This window comes from Devriesea agamarum (genome assembly GCF_900070355.1).
GTDB classification, from domain to species: Bacteria; Actinomycetota; Actinomycetes; order Actinomycetales; family Dermabacteraceae; genus Devriesea; species Devriesea agamarum.
In genome coordinates this window covers 1055464-1073209 of sequence record NZ_LN849456.1, presented here as the reverse complement: position 1 = coordinate 1073209, position 17746 = coordinate 1055464, and the positions used below count along the sequence as shown (strand labels likewise).

Below are 17746 nucleotides of genomic sequence, written 5' to 3'. Positions count from 1 at the left end.
CTTGAAGGCGCGCGGGAGGGGTGTGGCAGGCTAAGCGGTTGTGATTACTCGCGGGTTTACCGGCGAGCGATGATGCACCGGTGCAACCGCACGGTCTGCACGGGTTGCCGCGGTCGCTGGCGCTGTGACTGCCGCTGTCATGGCCGTTGGCACGGGTCTTGGTCCCGGCAGAGCACGGTGAAACCTCAGGGTGGATGCACCGATTCAACAAACTGCGACACGAGGAGGACAGATGAAGGCGCGACTCATCGATATCGCCCGTCAGGCGCAGGTCAGCGAAGCCACCGTGTCCCGCGTTCTCAATGGAAAACCCGGGGTGGAAGACGACACTCGCGCTCGAGTGCTGGATATTGCGGCCCGGCTCGGACGTGACCTCGGTCCTGCGCTCCGACCCGTGGAACCGGCCGTTGGGATCGTCGTCCCAGACCTGGAGAACCCCGTTTTCCCACAGTTCGTCGAAAAAATTGAAGCGGAACTCTTTTCGCGGGGCATCGGTTCTCTGGTCGGCACTCGGTCTCGCTCGGCAGACAGAGAGCGGATCGCGCTAGAGCGTTTATACGGTGCCGGTGTGCGCGGGGTGGTCATGATCTCCGGACACCACGCCAACGCCACCTCAGACGTCGGGCACTATCGCGAGCTGACAGCGCAAGGTATGAAGTTCGCATTTATCAACGGCGTGTGTGAGAAAGTTTCAGGGACTTTCATCTCTACGGATGATGCACTGGCCACCCGGATGGCAGTCGATCACCTCGAAGCGTTAGGGCATAGAACCATCGGCTTGGCGGTGGGGGACGTCCACACCTACCCGGTGCGCCAGAAAACCCGGGCCTTCCAGGACCTCATCGATCAGAATTCCTCCTCCGCCCGAAAAATTGCATACACCGACTTCTCTCACGCGGGAGGATTTCAAGCCGCTATTGAATTGCTGTCTCACGGGTGCACAGCCATGGTATGCGGATCGGATGTGATGGCGCGCGGCGCAGTGGAGGGAGTGTGCTCACGGGGGTTAACCGTGCCGGGAGATGTGTCGGTGGTGGGGTATGACGATATTCCGTCGTCCCGATTCAGCTATCCGACGCTCACCAGCGTTCGACAACCGCTCGCGGCCCTTGCCCGGGCAGCGGTTGATGCCGTGGTCCAGCAAAAACAAGGTTCGCGGCGCCCGGTCCGATCGGAAATTGTGATGCAGCCCGAACTGGTGGTACGCGGTTCCACCGGGGCGGCGCCGAAGCACCCTGTGCACGAGTCATAAGTGCCGGTGTAAGGGCGATACCATGACCAGATGAACGATGCCGAGATTTCCCGCGCCAGCTACGACACCGCCCTTCGTCGCAGCGCCGACATCGAACGCCAGATTGCTGAGGATCCGAGTGGTTTCCGGATGCTCACCGGCGATCGTCCGACCGGTTCCCTGCATATTGGGCATTACTTTGGCACCCTGCGAAACCGGGTGCTCATGCAGGAACGCGGTATCGATACCTGGGTTTTAATCGCTGACTACCAGGTCATCACCGACAGAGACGTGGTGGGCGATATCCGGGGTCGGGTGTGCGATGTCCTGACCGACTACCTCGCGATTGGTATCGACCCTGAGCGCACCACCATATTTGCCCACTCTGCGGTGCCTGCGCTGAACCAGCTGATGCTGCCGTTCCTCTCGCTTGTCACCGTGCCGGAGCTAGAGCGCAACCCCACGGTTAAGGCGGAGTTTCAGGATGCAGGCAAGTCTGCCCTCGGTGGATTGCTGCTGACGTATCCGGTACACCAGGCTGCCGACATTTTGTTTTGCGGTGGCAACCTGGTTCCGGTGGGTAAGGATCAGCTGCCGCACATTGAGCAGACCCGTCTGATCGCGCGTCGCTTTAACGAGCGGTACGCCGGTGGGGAGAAAGTATTCCCCTTGCCGGATGCGCTCCTATCTCATGCGCCGTTGATTTTGGGGTTGGATGGCTCGAAGAAAATGAGCAAATCCCGCGGGAACACCATCATGCTCAAAGCCAGCGCCGATGACACGTTGAAGCTCATTAAGAAGGCGAAGACCGATTCTGATCGTGTAATTACCTACGATCCGGAGAATCGTCCGGAGGTCGCGAATCTGTTGATGATCGCCAGTTTGTGCAGTGATTGCACGCCGACCGAGATTGCCGACGAGATCGGTGATAAGGGCGCGGGTACCTTGAAGATGCTGTGTGCTGAGGCGCTTAATGAGCACCTGGCGCCGATACGGGCTCGTCGCGCGGAGCTGGAAAAGAACCCGGATTATCTGTTCGAGGTGCTTCGCCGCGGTAACGCCCGGGCCAATGAGCAGGCGGACAAGACGTTGGCGCGCGTGCGTGAGGTGATGGGGATGGTCTACTGATTCCACACGTGCGAGCCGAGGATCGCCCCCTGACCTGTGATCTGGTCAGGGGGCGATCTCTGTGTGGGCACCTCTTTTGAGCTGTGAATGAACTCAGATGGCTCGGACTGGCGGGAGCGCGCCGATCTCCCTATGCTAAGAAATACTTAGGACACACCAAAGATGAAAGCGTGGATCTGGCTCCCAGGCTGGAGCAGCTGCCCTAGCCTGGCGTCTTGCCCGTGACGCGGCCATCCTGCGGAAGGAACACCCACCCATGCCGATTTATAACAACGTCTCCGAACTGGTTGGTCGGACCCCGCTCGTCAGGCTCAACCGCCTGCCCGAGGACGTCGGCGCCACCATCGTCGTGAAACTTGAGTTCTACAACCCCGGCAACTCGGTGAAAGACCGGATCGGCGTGGCCATGATCGACGCCGCCGAACAATCCGGCGCCCTCCAGGCTGGAGGCACTATCGTCGAAGCCACCAGTGGAAACACTGGGATCGCGCTCGCAATGATCGGAACCTCCCGTGGCTATCGGGTCATCCTGACCATGCCCGAATCGATGTCCAAAGAGCGCCGCGCCCTGCTACGCGCCTTTGGAGCCGAGCTGGTGCTCACCCCGGCGGCCGAGGGTATGAAAGGTGCGGTCGCCAAGGCTGAGCAGATTGCCGAAGAAACCGGCGCCGTGCAGGTCAAGCAGTTCGATAATCCGGCGAACCGAGATATTCACCGTCGAACCACCGCCGAAGAAATCTGGTCCGATACCGACGGTGACGTGGACGCTCTGGTTGCAGGCATCGGAACAGGTGGAACCATCACCGGAGTCGGCCAGGTGCTCAAGGAACGCAAGGACGACGTGAAAGTGATCGCCGTCGAGCCGCAGGAATCGGCCATCTTGAATGGCGGCGCACCCGGGCCGCACAAAATTCAAGGAATCGGTGCGAACTTCGTGCCCTCGGTGCTCGACACCACCGTGTATGACGAGGTCATCGACATCGACGGTGAGACCGCCATGCAGACGGCTCGTAGCATTGCTCGGACCGAAGGGCTGCTAGTCGGTATTTCCTCCGGCGCCGCCATTGCTGCAGCGATCGAGGTTGGCCGACGCGACGAGATGAAAGGCAAACTCATCGTCGTCATCGTTCCGTCGTACGGCGAACGGTATCTCTCGACCCCGCTATACGCCGAGTATTTGGACTAATCCGGTGGGCATGCTGCGATCTCGAACTCCGCTGTCGGCGCTAGGCCACGGTGCGCTTAGCGTCCTTGCCCGATGCCAAGAAGACATCAACAATGCTCGGCGGCACGACCCCGCAGCTCGGTCTGCATACGAAATTGCCCTCACCTACCCGGGTCTGCACGCAATTTGGATCCACCGGCTGAGCTACGCCCTGTGGCAGCGTCCGCGCGGCAAATTCGTGGCCCGCTGCCTGTCACAGTTCTCGCGATCAGTCACAGGAATCGAGATTCACCCCGGCGCCCAAATCGGTCGGCGGTTCTTCATCGACCACGGCATGGGGGTGGTGATCGGAGAGACGGCAGAGGTGGGTGATGACGTCATGATGTACCACGGCGTCACTCTGGGCGGACGGAGCTTGGCTAAAACCAAACGTCATCCCACCGTGCAAGATGGCGCTGTGATCGGGGCCGGTGCGCGAGTGCTCGGACCGGTCACCCTGGGGGCGGGCTCTCAAATCGGGGCGAACGCCGTGGTCGTGAAAGATGTTCCAGCCGGTGCCACAGCGGTGGGAGTACCAGCTCAAATACGGGACAGTTCCGCCCGACATGACGAGCATGTGGACCCGGCGATCTGGATTTAACTGGATGGCAAGCCAGCAGAACTCTGCATTGGCTAGATAGGAGATGTCTGGTCTGGCACGGTTCTGACTCTGTGCGAGAGTTCTGTTCACTCGCGAGATATCCGAGGTGGACGAGACATACCACGCTGGCGTTACAGTGTCGGAGTGAGTCCTTCGAGTGATCGGCCGGTGGAACGGCAGGAGGGGGAGACCTCCTTACCAAGGACATACTTCCGGCCCACCGAACATCATTCCCGCATTGTGTTCCTGACCGGTGCGGGGCTCAGCGTTGCCGCGGGCCTGAGCACTTTCCGCGGGCCAGATGGTCTATGGGCGTTAGCCCCGGAACTAGAAGCAGCGATGTATGCCGAACGCCTGCCGGGTAGTCTTCCGCAGCTGTGGCACGTGTGGGCCGGGATGAGGCGGCGTGCCCATGCGGCGGGCCCTACCGCCGGGCATCGGGCGATTGCGGCGATGGGTGCGCCGGTGATCACCCAGAACGTGGAGAACTTGCATCAGGACGCAGGCAGCGACGAAGTGATCGAGCTGCACGGCACCGCGGCCCGTGCGGTATGCCTCAACCCCCGGTGTGGCTGGTCGATGGAAGTAGCAGGGGAAGGACCCGGCGACGGGTCCACCGCTCAAGACTTCGGCGTACCGAACCTATGTCCGCTGTGCTCGGCTCCCACCAGACCCGATGTGGTGCTCTTCGGGGAAATGCTCCCCGAAGAGGCCATGCTGACCGCGATGCGCCGGGCCCGTACCTGCGACCTGTTCGTATCGGTAGGAACGTCCGGAACGGTGGCCCCGGCGAGCTTGCTTGCGCCACTCGCACGCGATAACGGCGCGGAAACCGTATGCATAGACCCGGCCGCAGATTCCGGTGCCGAAGCGATCTTTGACCACGTGATCAGACACGATGCACAACAGGTGCTTCCGTCATGGGTGGGAATCACCCGGCGCCGCTCGCGCAATCCCTTCCTTGACCCGTTCGACTAGATGGCACTGCTCACCACTCTTCGTGCTCGCGCGAATCCCAGGCTGCCTCTTCACCCAAGTCGAGCGTTGCGATGAGGTCGAGATCGGACTGGTCAAACCGCACATGATCCAGTGACGCATTGGCCAGCTGCCGTTCGGGGTTGGTCGACTTGGGGATCACCACGATGTTGCGATCAATTGCCCACCGCAATGCGATCTGCGCGGTGCTCGCATCATATTTGGCCGCGAGCCGCTTCATCACAAACTGTGAGGACAGGCCCTCACGCCCACCGAGCGGCCCCCAGGCCTCCGTGACGATGCCGTGCTCAGCATGGAATGCCACCGCATCATGTCGCTGCAAAGCCGGAGACAACTGGATCTGATTCATGGCCGGCCACACCCCACTTGCCCGATGCAATTCAGTGAGCTGGTCCGGGCGAAAGTTCGAGACCCCAGGGATACGTACCAGGCCCTCGTCCACCAGCTTGAGCATTGCCTGCCACGTCTGCGCTGCCAGGCCACGCGACGGGTTAGGCCAATGGATGAGCAAGATGTCGATGTAGTCGAGGCCAAGCCTGCGCAGCGACTCGCGGACAGCTGTGGGCGTAGCCTCCTGGCCTTGGTCGCCACCGGCAACTTTGGTGGTCACGATGACATCTTCGCGTTTGATGCCGGAGCGGCGGATACCTTCACCCACTGAGGCCTCATTCCCATACTGTGAGGCCGTATCAATGAGTCGGTAACCCGAACGAAGCGCGCAAGCCACAGCGTCGACAGCCGCCGTGCCTTTCAGACTGCTGGTGCCGAAACCGATCAGCGGGATCTCGCGCGAGCCCTGTCCGGGAGCAGAATCAGGCAGCGTCAGAGTCGGAATGGAGAGCGATTTGGTGGTCATCGAAGCCTCCTACGGCACCGCACTGCGCTAACGGCGTACGGAAAGAACGGATCGGTTGTCACATCCTTAGTCCTACCATGGGCCAGCGACAAATGCGGGAGAGGACTATGGACCACTGGATAACTGCGCTGATGACCGACCTATTTGTGCCCGGGGTGGGGTTCGTTGACAAAGTGCTGCGCACGGTGCTCGTCTACCTCGGGGTGTTAATCATTGTGCGCGTAGCGGGCAAACGGTTGCTCGCGCAAATGAACAGCATGGACCTGGTAGTGGTGCTCCTACTATCCAACGTTGTGCAAAATGCGATCATCGGTCCAGATAATTCTCTGCTCGGCGGCATTGTCGGCGCGGTGGTGCTGGTGCTGTTTAACTCGCTCGTGGAGCGTTCAGCGCGCAGGTGGCGTCCTCTGCGTCACATTATCGAAGGCCCCTCGAGCACAGTGATCCGCGATGGTGCTGTCGATGATCGTGCGCTGGCGCGGTTAGGGCTCACCCGTGGTGAACTGAGCACTGCCCTTCGACGGCAAGGTGCCGATACCGTTCAAGAGGTGGAGCTGGCCCAGATCGAGCCAGGCGGCAGCATCACGGTGGATCTGCGTCCGGAAGAACAAAGTGTCTCGCGCGCGGACCTCGATCGTGCCACTGCCCAGTTGCGTCAGCAGATTGCGGCCCTGCACGACAGCGTTCTCGCACTCAGCGCAGCAGGGGAAACAGGGGAGCGCGATAAAACAGGCATGTCCGGTGGACGGCAGGGCTCGCGGGTCTCCCGCCAGGAGCTCGAGAGCTAGAAGCCCGAGGCCTCATGAGCGCAAGCATCGTGGGTCAGGACGTGCTCAGCCCGCCAGCGGTGGTGTACGTCGCTGGCGGCGCTACGCGGCCTCGGGATCTGTCACCAACGCGGTGAACGGCAGTTCCATTAACAGTTGCTGCTCCCCAAACTCTTCTAAGCCCTTGCGCACGGTGAAACCGAGTCGCTTCAGCAGCTGAATACTGCGCTTGTTACGAGACTGCGTCACGGCGATGACCTGATCGTCTTCGAGGTTGTCTCGCGCCCAACGCAAAACTGCCTGGCACGCCTCTGCCGCATAGCCGAGGCCAACGTATTCGGGTAGCAGAGCATAGGACAATTCCAGCTCGCCACGGTCGTACCCTAAGATGATCGAGCCAATCATGGTGTCGTCCTCGCCCGAGCAGATCACCCAGTTTCCCCACGTCAGCCCCAAAGGTGAGAGTTCAAGCGCTTGCCGGGAGGCGTAGTCGATGGAGCCGCCCAGGTAGGTGCGGGTCTGTGGGTCGGTCAATAGCCGGATGACATCGTGGCGGTCGCGATCGTCAGGAGCTCTGACGAGCAGGCGCTCCGTTCTGATCTCTACGGGCCACGTCGTCGTTCCCTCTCGTGTCACGGTCGGTAGCTTAGCGCTTTCGGTCCCGAGGTCATCGGGATGTTGCCCGAATCGGGATAACTGGAATGTTGCAGGGCGGATTTTGGGTACTCCCCGGACCTCAGCTGAGATGACAGGCTTGCGTGCAGTGCCCTTAAACGACGGGCGCCGATCCGAAATACGAACCAGCCGCGATGGGTCCTCGACGGCGGTAGAGTGGCCTTGGCTACGCTCACCCCGACCGCCGCGATCCGGCAGCGAGGAGAATCGACGACGATGCACGACAATCGACGCAGTCCGCTCGTGTCAACCCACGAACGGCTCGGAGCGGTGTTTACGGACTTTGCCGGTTGGCAAATGCCGGTGAGGTACACCTCCGATCTCGAAGAACACGCTGCGGTGCGCACGCGCAGCGGATTGTTCGACCTCAGCCATATGGGAGAGATCCGCATCAGCGGTCCGGACGCGGCAGAGGCGTTGGACTATGCCCTGGCGTCACGGATCTCAGCGATCAGTATCGGACGCGCCAAATATTCGCTCCTGCTGGCACCTGAGGGCGGGGTCATCGACGACCTCATCGTCTATCGCGTGGATGAAACTGACTACCTGGTGGTCGCCAACGCCGCGAACAAGGATGTCGATTTTCGTGAACTCACCGAGCGAGCCGAACGTTTCGACTGCACGGTCACCGACGAATCTGACGACACCGCTCTGATCGCTGTTCAGGGCCCCACCAGCGCCGATGTGGTGACGCGAGCACTCGCCGCCGCCCACTCTCAGATCGCACCGCAAGATATCGCTCAGCTGAAGTACTACCGCTGCCTGATCGGATCTTTCCACGACGCCCCGCTCCTGGTCGCCCGTACCGGCTACACCGGTGAAGACGGATTCGAGCTGTACGTTCCTGCCGACCGCGCCGAAGCGCTGTGGGAGCTACTGACTAAAGCCGGTGGCGAGGACCTTGTCCCCTGCGGTTTAGCTTGCCGCGACACCTTGCGTCTGGAAGCGGGCATGCCGCTGTACGGACATGAACTCAGCCGCTCCACGCTACCCGTCCAAGCCGGCTTGGGACCGGTTGTCGCGCTGACCTCTAAAGGCGATTTCGTGGGCCGCTCCGCAGTGGAGAACACCGACGCATCCAGCCGCCCGGTTCTCGTGGGGATGACAGCGGAAGGGCGTCGCGCAGGTCGCGCAGGCTACCCCGTGCTGAATGCTGACGGCCAGCGCATTGGCGAGATCACCTCCGGCGTGCTATCGCCAACCCTGGGCTATCCGATCGCCATGGCGTTTATCGATCCGGCATACCGTGAGCCCGACACCGAGGTACAGATCGACGTCCGAGGCAAAGCGTTGCCCGCTCGTATCGTCGCTCTGCCGTTCTATAAGCGCGCCTGAACCACCCATCTGAGCGAACGCCCCGCGCACACAGGACTCGTGCACGGAGCATCTGTGAGGTGCCCGTTCGCACAGATCCATCCCGCTGGCCCCGGAGCCCTGAGGACACCCCGGCGCCCGCGACACCAAACACATCTCTTACGACACGCGAAGTAACCTGCACCGGACACGAAGGGCACATCATGGATACCAACCTCTCCTACACCAGCGAACACGAGTGGGTTCGCTTCGACGAGGACGCCAAAACGGCGACCATTGGCGTGACGGATTACGCCGCTAAACAGCTCGGCGATGTGGTGTATCTCGACCTGCCTGAGGCGGGCTCAGACATCGCCGCAGGCGAGACCATGGGCGAGATCGAGTCCACCAAGAGCGTCTCGGACCTGTATGCGCCGATCAGCGGATCAGTGATCGAGGTCAACGATGCGGTCGTGTCATCGCCCGAGCTCGTCAACTCCGATCCGTTCGACGAAGGATGGCTGATTAAGGCGTCCTACACAGACATTCCAGAGGACCTCATGAACGCCGACCAGTACACGGAGTTCATCGGCGCATGAGCTCGGCCTCCGTGAACTCCCGCCCTTCTATGGCCGAGGCAGCTGATCAAACGGTTCCCTACGACGCCTTTGTGCGCCGTCATGTGGGCACCGATTCCGCCGCGCAGGCCCACATGCTGACAACTCTCGGAGTCGAGAGCCTGGATGATCTCCTGCAGCAGGCCGTCCCGGCCACCATCTTGTTGGATAAAGAAACCGGGCAAGGTCTAGATGCGATTCTTCCCGCGCCTGCCACTGAACAGGAAACACTCCACGAACTCAGAGCACTCTCCCGGCGCAACACCGTCACCACTCCGCTGATCGGACAGGGGTACTACGGAACCCATACCCCAGCGGTGATTGTGCGCAACGTGCTGGAAAACCCAGCGTGGTACACGGCATACACCCCGTATCAGCCGGAAATTTCGCAGGGACGGCTCGAAGCCCTGCTGAATTTCCAGACCATGGTCGGTGACCTCACCGGGATGCCACTGGCTAATTCATCCATGTTAGATGAAGCCACGGCAGCTGCCGAAGCTATGCTGCTTACCCGGCGGGCTTGCCGGGCAAAGACCGCGCGCTTCATCGTCGATCAGGATGTTTTTGAGGCCACGCTCGACGTGATGCGAGGTCGCGCAGATGCGGTGGGAATTGAGCTGGTCGAGGTAGACGCCACCGACTCTGAGGCTCTGGCCACTGAGCTCAAAGCCGGTGCGTTCGGCGTGCTCGTGCAGTATCCCTCTGCCTCCGGAGCAGTCCGTGACGTGAGCCCCGTCATTGCTGCCGCGCACGAAGCGGGGGCGCTTGCCGTGGTTGCGGCCGATCTACTCGCGCTCACCGTGCTGACCCCACCCGGTGAACTCGGAGCCGATGTGGTTGTCGGGACGTCACAGCGTTTTGGTGTACCGCTCGGTTTCGGCGGACCCCACGCGGGCTATATGGCGGTGCGTGCGGGTCTTGAACGTCAGATCCCCGGCCGTCTGGTGGGAATGAGCCGCGATGTCGACGGCAATCCTGCCTACCGGCTGGCTTTGCAAACCCGTGAACAGCATATTCGGCGCGATAAGGCGACCAGTAACATTTGCACCGCGCAGGTTTTGCTGGCCGTGGTGGCGTCAATGTACGCGGTGTACCACGGTCCAGCCGGGCTGCGGGCAATTGCCCGGCAAGTAGCGGCCCACACCGAAGATCTGGCCGTTGCTCTGTGCGCTGCGGGGCATCGCCTGGTGCACCGCAGCGTGTTCGATACCTTGCGGGTGGTTGTCCCCGGTCGTGCAGCTGAGGTCTGGCAGGCTGCTCGGGATCTCGGATACACCCTGCATCAGGTGGATGACGATGTGATTGGGCTTTCTCTGGATGAGACGACCACGGCACAGGACGTGGACGTGTTGCTCAGCGTGTTTGAACCGTTCGCTGAGCCGACCAACGAAGCGGCAGATGCCGATCACCGCGCAGATTTTGAGGATGTCAAAGAGCCGACCGAGATCGGGGCGGCCTGGCCGGATCAGCTGCATCGGAGCGGAGAGATCCTCACGCACCCGGTGTTCTCCTCATTCCACAGCGAAACCGCGATGATGCGCTATCTGCGGCGTCTTGCGGATAAGGACTATGCCCTGGATCGGGGCATGATTCCGCTCGGGTCATGCACGATGAAACTGAATGCGGCTGTCGAGATGGAGGCCATTACCTGGCCTGAGTTCGGCGCTTTGCATCCGTTTGTTCCCGCTGATGATGCGCGCGGCTATCTAGAACTGATCGATCAGCTGGAGACCTGGCTCGCCGAAGTCACTGGCTACGACACAGTCTCGTTGCAGCCCAATGCGGGTAGCCAGGGAGAATATGCGGGCCTGCTCGCGATTAGGGCCTATCACGCCTCGCGCGGCGAGGGGCACCGAACAGTATGTCTGGTTCCATCCTCGGCGCACGGCACGAATGCGGCCTCTGCTGTTCTAGCGGGTCTACGGGTCGTGGTGGTTGCCTCTGACGCCGGGGGCAATATCGACCTAGATGATCTGAAAACCAAGATCAAGGATCACGGCGATCAGCTCGCGGCGATTATGATCACCTACCCGTCCACACACGGTGTGTACGAGGAGGAAGTCCGCACGATTTGCCGGCTCGTTCACGACGCGGGTGGTCAGGTGTATGTGGATGGGGCGAATCTCAACGCCCTATTGCAGGTGGCGCGTCCCGGCGAGTTCGGCGGGGATGTATCCCATTTGAATCTGCATAAGACGTTCTGCATTCCGCACGGTGGTGGCGGCCCTGGGGTGGGTCCGGTGGCGGCGAAAGCTCATCTGGCGCCGTTCCTTCCGGGCCATCCGAAAGCTCAGGAGGCCAGCCATCCGGTAGCGGGCGGTCCAGATACGGTGCACGCGGGTGCGCCGGTGTCGCAGGCTCCCTACGGTTCGCCATCAATTTTGCCCATTCCGTGGGCATACATTCGGATGATGGGTGCAGAGGGGCTTCGCTACGCGACTGCGTCGGCGGTGCTGGCGGCTAACTATGTCGCGGCTCGGTTGGATGGCGCCTACGATATTCTTTACCGCGGTGATCACGGTTTTGTGGCGCATGAGTGCATCCTCGATTTGCGGCCGCTCACGGCCCGGACGGGAATCACGGTTGATGACGTGGCCAAACGGCTGATCGACTACGGATTCCATGCACCGACCATGTCGTTCCCGGTGGCGGGGACGCTGATGGTGGAGCCCACAGAATCGGAGGATCTGTCAGAACTCGACCGCTTCTGCGATGCGATGCTCGCCATTGCCCGCGAAGCTGACGCGGTCGCCGACGGTACCTGGCCAGCAGGGGATAACCCGTTGGTGGGTGCCCCGCACACTGCGGCCTCCGTGGCGATGGGGGAGTGGGACCACCCCTACTCCCGCACTGTCGCTGTGTACCCGGGAATCGAGGCAGACACGCAATCTGATGCGCCGTCGCACTCTATGTACATGACCGAGCAGATGCGCATCCAGTCGAAATACTGGCCGCCGGTACGGCGTATCGATAACGCGTATGGCGACCGGAATTTGGTGTGTTCGTGTCCGTCGCCGGAGGCCTTTGACGACAGCGTCTAAAACGCGGCGGCGTATATAGATCAGGGCAGGTGAGCTGGGATATCCCAGTTCACCTGCCCTGATGCTGAGACGGGGTTGATGGGGCTGAGGACACCGCCGAGGTCGAAGGGTTTATCGGGGACAAGTCAGGTAGTTGTCGGACTGCATCCAGTTTTGAGGAGCATGCTTTTCGCGGACATCCCGCACAGGGAATCATTATCGACACGGAAGTGTCGACCCGCTCAGAAGAACCGAGGCACACATGACGTTCCGTTCCCGCCGCTCCCATCAGTCCACCGAGCCGGTCCTCTCCACGTCCGAACCTGACACCCCAGCTGTTCACCAACTGCATCGTCGCAGTCGGCGAACCCGGGTGGCGATGGCGCTCGCCGTTGCTTCCCTGGTGCCGCTAGGTTTGGCCGCGTGCTCATCAGGAGCCAACCCCTCTGCATCATCCAGTTCTGCCAAGTCATCCTCTCAAAGCACCGTAAAGATCTTCGCTTCCACCAATGTGTGGGGTTCAGTGGCGAAGTCAGTGGGCGGAAAATATGCCACCGTGGTCTCCGGGGTGAACGATCCTTCCCAAGATCCTCACGACTTCGAACCGTCTGCAAAGCAAAAAGCCGAGGTGAATGATTCGCAGATCATCATCGTCAACGGCGGTGGCTACGATGACTGGGCAAGTAAGCTCGCCCAGTCAGCAGGCAAAACCACTATTGTCGACGCGGTCAAGGCGTCCAACCTCAAGAGCGGCGACGCCAAAGATTTCAATGAGCACGTCTTCTTTGATGTAGATGCTGCTACGAAGGTCGCCCAAGCCGTCGAGCACGATTTGGAAAAAGCTGTTCCCGAACATGCCGCCGACTTCAAAAATAATGAGCGCGCATTTGAAAATCAGCTCGGTGAGCTGCGCGATACCAACTCAAAATTTGCGAATGCTCACCCAGGAATGACTGCTGTCGCTACCGAACCCGTGGTTGGCTATCTGCTGGAAGACATGGGGATTAAAGACCTCACTCCTGCGGAATTCGTCGAGCAGTCGGAGACTGAGGCTGGTGCTTCTGCTCAAGCAGTCAACGATACCCAAAAACTCCTGGAGAACGGGTCAGCAAAAATTTTGGTGCTGAACGCCCAGACTGCAGACCGGACCACGACCACTTTGGAGAAGGTCGCGCAGGATAAGCACATCCCCATAGTCAAGGTATACGAGACGTTCCCTCATGGTGTGAGCGACTACGTCTCTTTCTACAAGAACACTCAGAAAGCTATTGAAGACGCTGCGAAGTGACGATCATGCTTGATCCCAACGCCAGTGCGCCGGTCGCCTCATTTCAGCACGCTACTTTCCGCATCGGAAATCGTACGCTATGGGAAGATGTATGTCTTGACATTCAACCGGGCGAATTCATCGCTGTGCTCGGTCCAAATGGCGCAGGTAAGACCACAATGTTGAAGGCGCTGCTCGGCGAGCGGCCACTGGCGAGCGGGAAAGCTCTTATCCATAAAGGGATGGGTGTCGGGTACGTGCCACAAGCACGACAGGAAGCCCCAATTGCCCCGATGCGTGGGCGTGACCTAGTGGGTCTAGGGCTCGACGGACACCGAGCCGGGCTTTTGCGTTCACGCGGTGCGCGCGAACGGATCGACACCGTGCTTGAAGAAGTGGGAGCCGCCGGGTACGCCGATGCTCCTACTTCCATGCTTTCCGGAGGAGAATTGCAGCGTCTTCGAGTCGCATGCGCTTTAGTGTCTGATCCTGACCTGCTGCTATGTGATGAGCCGCTGGCAAGCCTAGATCCGGGCCATCAGAATGCACTGAGTGCGATTATTGCCGGACGGTGCGGGAGTGCTGATCTGAAAGCCGGGATCGCTGTCCTCTTCGTTACCCATGAAATCACGCCGGTTTTACCGTATGTGAACCGCGTCATCTATATCGCGGGGGGAAGTCTTCGCGTTGGATCCGTGGATGAGGTGATGCGTTCAGACGTGCTGTCGCACATGTACGGGCAGCCGGTGGACGTGCTTCGGCATGAAGGTTCCATCATTGTGCTGGCTCGAGGCGCGGGCCCTGACCAACCACACGTTCACGGCCTCGACGTATTGGAAGAAGGCTGACATGCTGCATAGCATTCTCAACTTCGACGGTTTTACCACCCTCGTTCCGGTGGTGTGGGAGTCTCTCATCGCCGGAGCTGTTTTAGGTATTGCGGCGGGTTTGATTGGGCCCATGATTCAGGCTCGCGATCTGGCGTTCGCGGTCCATGGGGTGAGTGAACTGTCGTTCGCTGGAGCAGGATCGGCTCTGTTTCTCGGGGTGTCGGTGACCTGGGGAAGCATTATCGGGTCGGTAGTAGCAGCTCTACTCTTGGCCTTCATGGGTGTACGCGCGCGCCAGCGAAACTCGGTGATTGGTATTTTGCTCCCGTTTGGTATGGGGCTCGGTCTGTTGTTCCTCTCCCTTTATAAAGGTCGAACCTCTAATAAATTCGGATTGCTCACGGGGCAAATTGTGTCCGTCGATCAGCAGAGTTTAGATGCCCTTTGCGCGATTACGCTGGGCATCGCCATCGTGTTGATTCTGGTGGGACGTCCGATGTGGTTTGCGGCCATCGATCCAGTGTTTGCCCGCACTCGCGGGGTGCATACCCGTGCCCTAGGGGTGCTGTTTATGCTGATGCTCGGCCTGGTATGCGCGATGGCTGTGCAAATGGTGGGCGCTTTGCTGGTCATGAGTCTGCTCATTACTCCGGCTGCTGCCGCCGCCCGGGTGAGTGCTCGCCCTGGCCTGCAATGGTTGCTATCGGTGGTATTTGCTGTGGTCTCAGCCGTAGGTGGCATCTTACTTTCTCTTGGCCCAGGACTACCGATCAGCCCGTACGTTACGAGCGTGTCATTTGCTATCTACCTCGTGTGCTGGGGCATTGGTGCCGTGCGCAGTCGAGGCGGCTGGGGCCGACGAGGACTTGCATCAAAGGTTTCGGTGACAGCTTTGCACGCGCCGACGCAGCTTGGCTGAAGTAGTCGAAGTTTTTCCATGATGGTGTGAGACCTGAGTCTGTCCTCTATGGATCATGGGTCCAATCTATTACGCTTACCATTCGTGGCTGTCTCAAATCACAGTGGTGTGTCCGTTTCTAAGTCCGTATCCTCAACAGCTTCCTCGGTCGATGCCACAGGCCGCGACACCCAAGTCGCTGCTGCTCAGATCGACATAGATAAACTTTTCCGCCCGATTCCTTTTGCGATGACTCGGTGTCTGCTGAAGCTGATTCGATTCGCGGGCTGGCAGTTCTGGGTGAACATCGGCCTCATGTTCGTCAAGGGCATTTTGCCTGCGGGGTTCGTCTACCTCCTCAGCCAGGGCGCGAACATAGCAGATCATTACGGGCTGATGGTTTTGCTTGTGATTCTCGGCAGCATGTTCGTGGCTGACGGAATCCTCAACTCCTTTAGTCAGCCGATGCAAACCAACGCGAGTGATCTCATGCGGGCCCGTATGCACGAGATGTATCAAACGGTGGTGTCGACCTGGCCGGATATCAGTGTGCACGAGCATCCCGAGATCGTGGGGAAGAAAACCCAGGCCAAGCAGGCTCTGGATAGATCTGGGCAGCTGGTTTGGTCTTTCACCTTCATGCTGGAGTCGCTGGTGGCCCTTGTGCCCATGCTCGGTCTCGCGTTCAGCGTCGGGGTGTGGTTCCCGGTGCTTTTGCTGATTGGTATGGTTCCGACCGCGTTTATTCATGTGAAGTTTGATCGTCTTATCTGGAGGCTCGACGAAACATTTGCGGGTGTGCATCAGCGGATCGGGTCCGTCTCCGACGTGGCCATGGAGCCGATGTATGCGAAAGATCTGCGCACTTTCGGCATGCAAAAATGGGCGCCGCGGCAGTGGTACCGAGATCAGTTCCGCGTTCTGGCGGCTGTGTTCCGGCTGCGCAATCGCGCTGCGCTCTACCTCGCGGCATCGTCGCTGTTTTCGTCTGCCGGATCAATCGCGGCGTGCGTGCTGTACATCGATCCTGCGCATCCTTCTACGATTGTGCTGGTGCTCGGGGTTTTGGTGAATATTTTCCACCTGATCTACGGGCTGGTGAACGGGCTCAATCAGCTGGTCGCCTTCCAAGCGCCGTGCGCGTCGTTAATGTCCTTCTCCAAAGCTCAGCTGTCTGCGCCCCCATTGCGTCAGGTCACCCTTCACGAGGGTAATGCTCTTGAGCTGGAGGCAGTGCGGTACGCCTACCCGAGTACCTCTCAAGAGGTGCTTCGCGGTGTTACCGGAATAGTTCCACGCGGGCGCATGACGTGTATCGTCGGCCCCAATGGGGCGGGAAAGTCGACGCTGATCAAACTGTTGATCGGGCTCTATCAACCTACGCATGGGCTAATCCGCCAGAGTGAGGATATACAGCGCATTGCCGTGATGAATCAAGATTTTGCCAGGTTCCCGCTCAGCTTGCGCGAGAATCTGACCTGCGGGCACGAGTTCGGGATCGATGACGAGGAACTGTATGAACTGCTGGATCGGGTGGGGCTCGGAGAACTGCGTGAGGCACGATCAACCAATGTTTTTAAGTCGAAAAAACAGAAGGTCACCCTTGCGTCGGTTATCCGAAAAGATGCTGAGCAGGCAAAGACTGCCCGTGGGACCCTGAACGGTCTGGACTCCTACATGTACATTGACGCCGACGGTAACGGAACGAATCTTTCCGGCGGTCAATGGCAGCGCCTGGCGATTGCCCGGACGGTTTTACATGCCCGGCATACCGGGTTGGCCTTGTTCGACGAACCAACCTCGGCGTTGGATCCATATGCCGAATCAGATCTGCTGGATTTTATCGAGAGTGAGATCTGCGGGGAGCGCATGGCTGTTTCGGGGGATCGACGCAATGATTCCGACGGAACGCTCGTGCTGGTAACCCACCGTTTATCGCATGCGGCCCGCGCTGACCAGGTGCTTGTGGTTGAGGAGGGGCGCATCACCGCTAGCGGCACGCCCCGTGAGGTCTACCAAAACTCTGCGTGGTATCGAGAGGCGTTCGACCTGCAGGCTGCGGGATATCTATCGTCCGGCACATAAGCGCTCGATGAGTGATGAACGCAACACGGTTGTTCTTATATGCGCAATCATTAAATAAACAAGCTACATCAATGTTAAGAATCGGATTTTCCCGGGCTGTGCGTCCAGGCTTATGCGGCAAATGTTGGAAGGTGCCACCGCCGGGGCGCATTATCTGCATCCGAGCCAGAGAGAATATAGCCATGTGTGAGGTTTTGTGCCCGTCGGGTCGTAGGGACGCGTTGATGAGATGTTGCCGACAGCCCGGTTGTGCGTCGCTAGCATAGGCCGCCTATTGG

Annotated in this window: 15 protein-coding genes; 13 read left to right on the top strand and 2 right to left on the bottom strand. The window is 59.9% G+C overall.

Annotated elements, in window-relative coordinates; all coding sequences use genetic code 11:
- Positions 1 to 232 precede the first annotated feature (232 nt).
- From BN1724_RS04765 to BN1724_RS04745, 5 genes are all read left to right on the top strand, one after another.
- Positions 233 to 1252, top strand: a complete 1020-nt coding sequence (locus tag BN1724_RS04765; protein ID WP_058234442.1) for a LacI family DNA-binding transcriptional regulator — start codon at positions 233 to 235, stop codon at positions 1250 to 1252.
- A gap of 30 nt (positions 1253 to 1282) precedes the next feature.
- Positions 1283 to 2359: a tryptophan--tRNA ligase gene (gene trpS, locus BN1724_RS04760; RefSeq protein ID WP_058234441.1), complete on the top strand. Its 1077-nt coding sequence runs from the start codon at positions 1283 to 1285 to the stop codon at positions 2357 to 2359.
- A 256-nt stretch (positions 2360 to 2615) separates the two neighbouring features.
- Positions 2616 to 3545, top strand: coding sequence for a cysteine synthase A (cysK, locus tag BN1724_RS04755; RefSeq protein WP_058234440.1), 930 nt, complete (start codon positions 2616 to 2618; stop codon positions 3543 to 3545).
- A gap of 10 nt (positions 3546 to 3555) precedes the next feature.
- On the top strand, positions 3556 to 4164 hold the full coding sequence (gene epsC / locus BN1724_RS04750) for a serine O-acetyltransferase EpsC (protein WP_058235769.1): 609 nt from the start codon (positions 3556 to 3558) through the stop codon (positions 4162 to 4164).
- Positions 4165 to 4308: 144 nt separating this feature from the next.
- The gene (locus tag BN1724_RS04745) at positions 4309 to 5142 is read left to right on the top strand and encodes an SIR2 family NAD-dependent protein deacylase (protein WP_231928156.1); all 834 of its coding nucleotides are present in this window, start codon (positions 4309 to 4311) and stop codon (positions 5140 to 5142) included.
- Between the two features lie 10 nt (positions 5143 to 5152).
- On the opposite strand, the gene BN1724_RS04740 is transcribed toward BN1724_RS04745, so the two are convergent.
- Complete coding sequence (locus tag BN1724_RS04740) at positions 5153 to 6016, bottom strand: aldo/keto reductase (RefSeq protein WP_058234439.1); 864 nt, start codon at positions 6014 to 6016, stop codon at positions 5153 to 5155.
- 107 nt (positions 6017 to 6123) lie between these two features.
- Between BN1724_RS04740 and BN1724_RS04735 the strand changes: the two genes are divergently transcribed.
- Positions 6124 to 6804, top strand: a complete 681-nt coding sequence (locus tag BN1724_RS04735; RefSeq protein ID WP_231928155.1) for a DUF421 domain-containing protein — start codon at positions 6124 to 6126, stop codon at positions 6802 to 6804.
- 81 nt (positions 6805 to 6885) lie between these two features.
- On the opposite strand, the gene BN1724_RS04730 is transcribed toward BN1724_RS04735, so the two are convergent.
- Entirely contained in the window at positions 6886 to 7680 is a 795-nt protein-coding gene (locus tag BN1724_RS04730) for a GNAT family N-acetyltransferase (protein WP_231928154.1), read from the bottom strand.
- Between BN1724_RS04730 and gcvT the strand changes: the two genes are divergently transcribed.
- From gcvT to BN1724_RS04695, 7 genes are all read left to right on the top strand, one after another.
- Positions 7675 to 8793, top strand: a complete 1119-nt coding sequence (gcvT, locus tag BN1724_RS04725) for a glycine cleavage system aminomethyltransferase GcvT (protein ID WP_058234438.1) — start codon at positions 7675 to 7677, stop codon at positions 8791 to 8793. The genes BN1724_RS04730 and gcvT overlap by 6 nt on opposite strands.
- A 182-nt stretch (positions 8794 to 8975) precedes the next feature.
- Positions 8976 to 9350: a glycine cleavage system protein GcvH gene (gene gcvH / locus BN1724_RS04720; RefSeq protein ID WP_058234437.1), complete on the top strand. Its 375-nt coding sequence runs from the start codon at positions 8976 to 8978 to the stop codon at positions 9348 to 9350.
- Positions 9351 to 9379: 29 nt separating this feature from the next.
- Complete coding sequence (gene gcvP / locus BN1724_RS04715; RefSeq protein WP_058234436.1) at positions 9380 to 12409, top strand: aminomethyl-transferring glycine dehydrogenase; 3030 nt, start codon at positions 9380 to 9382, stop codon at positions 12407 to 12409.
- A gap of 358 nt (positions 12410 to 12767) precedes the next feature.
- Positions 12768 to 13676 carry a metal ABC transporter solute-binding protein, Zn/Mn family gene (locus BN1724_RS04710; RefSeq protein WP_058235766.1) on the top strand — a complete coding sequence of 303 codons (909 nt, stop codon included), beginning with the start codon at positions 12768 to 12770 and terminating at the stop codon, positions 13674 to 13676.
- A gap of 5 nt (positions 13677 to 13681) precedes the next feature.
- Entirely contained in the window at positions 13682 to 14503 is an 822-nt protein-coding gene (locus tag BN1724_RS04705) for a metal ABC transporter ATP-binding protein (RefSeq protein ID WP_084253099.1), read from the top strand.
- A 1-nt stretch (position 14504) separates the two neighbouring features.
- Positions 14505 to 15404 (top strand): metal ABC transporter permease, encoded by a 900-nt coding sequence (locus tag BN1724_RS04700; RefSeq protein WP_058234434.1) that lies wholly within the window; start codon positions 14505 to 14507, stop codon positions 15402 to 15404.
- A gap of 108 nt (positions 15405 to 15512) precedes the next feature.
- Positions 15513 to 17468 (top strand): ATP-binding cassette domain-containing protein, encoded by a 1956-nt coding sequence (locus BN1724_RS04695; protein ID WP_172797075.1) that lies wholly within the window; start codon positions 15513 to 15515, stop codon positions 17466 to 17468.
- The last annotated feature ends 278 nt before the right edge of the window (positions 17469 to 17746 follow it).

Bases quoted from the DNA above. Each gene is read 5' to 3' on its own strand.
- BN1724_RS04765 (WP_058234442.1), top strand. From the start codon at position 233: ATGAAGGCGCGACTCATCGATATCGCCCGTCAGGCGCAGGTCAGCGAA.
- BN1724_RS04710 (WP_058235766.1), top strand. From the start codon at position 12,768: ATGGCGCTCGCCGTTGCTTCCCTGGTGCCGCTAGGTTTGGCCGCGTGC.
- BN1724_RS04700 (WP_058234434.1), top strand. From the start codon at position 14,505: ATGCTGCATAGCATTCTCAACTTCGACGGTTTTACCACCCTCGTTCCG.
- BN1724_RS04705 (WP_084253099.1), top strand. From the start codon at position 13,682: ATGCTTGATCCCAACGCCAGTGCGCCGGTCGCCTCATTTCAGCACGCT.
- gcvP (WP_058234436.1), top strand. From the start codon at position 9,380: ATGGCCGAGGCAGCTGATCAAACGGTTCCCTACGACGCCTTTGTGCGC.
- cysK (WP_058234440.1), top strand. From the start codon at position 2,616: ATGCCGATTTATAACAACGTCTCCGAACTGGTTGGTCGGACCCCGCTC.
- gcvH (WP_058234437.1), top strand. From the start codon at position 8,976: ATGGATACCAACCTCTCCTACACCAGCGAACACGAGTGGGTTCGCTTC.
- BN1724_RS04740 (WP_058234439.1), bottom strand. From the start codon at position 6,016: ATGACCACCAAATCGCTCTCCATTCCGACTCTGACGCTGCCTGATTCT.
- trpS (WP_058234441.1), top strand. From the start codon at position 1,283: ATGAACGATGCCGAGATTTCCCGCGCCAGCTACGACACCGCCCTTCGT.
- BN1724_RS04735 (WP_231928155.1), top strand. From the start codon at position 6,124: ATGGACCACTGGATAACTGCGCTGATGACCGACCTATTTGTGCCCGGG.
- epsC (WP_058235769.1), top strand. From the start codon at position 3,556: ATGCTGCGATCTCGAACTCCGCTGTCGGCGCTAGGCCACGGTGCGCTT.
- gcvT (WP_058234438.1), top strand. From the start codon at position 7,675: ATGCACGACAATCGACGCAGTCCGCTCGTGTCAACCCACGAACGGCTC.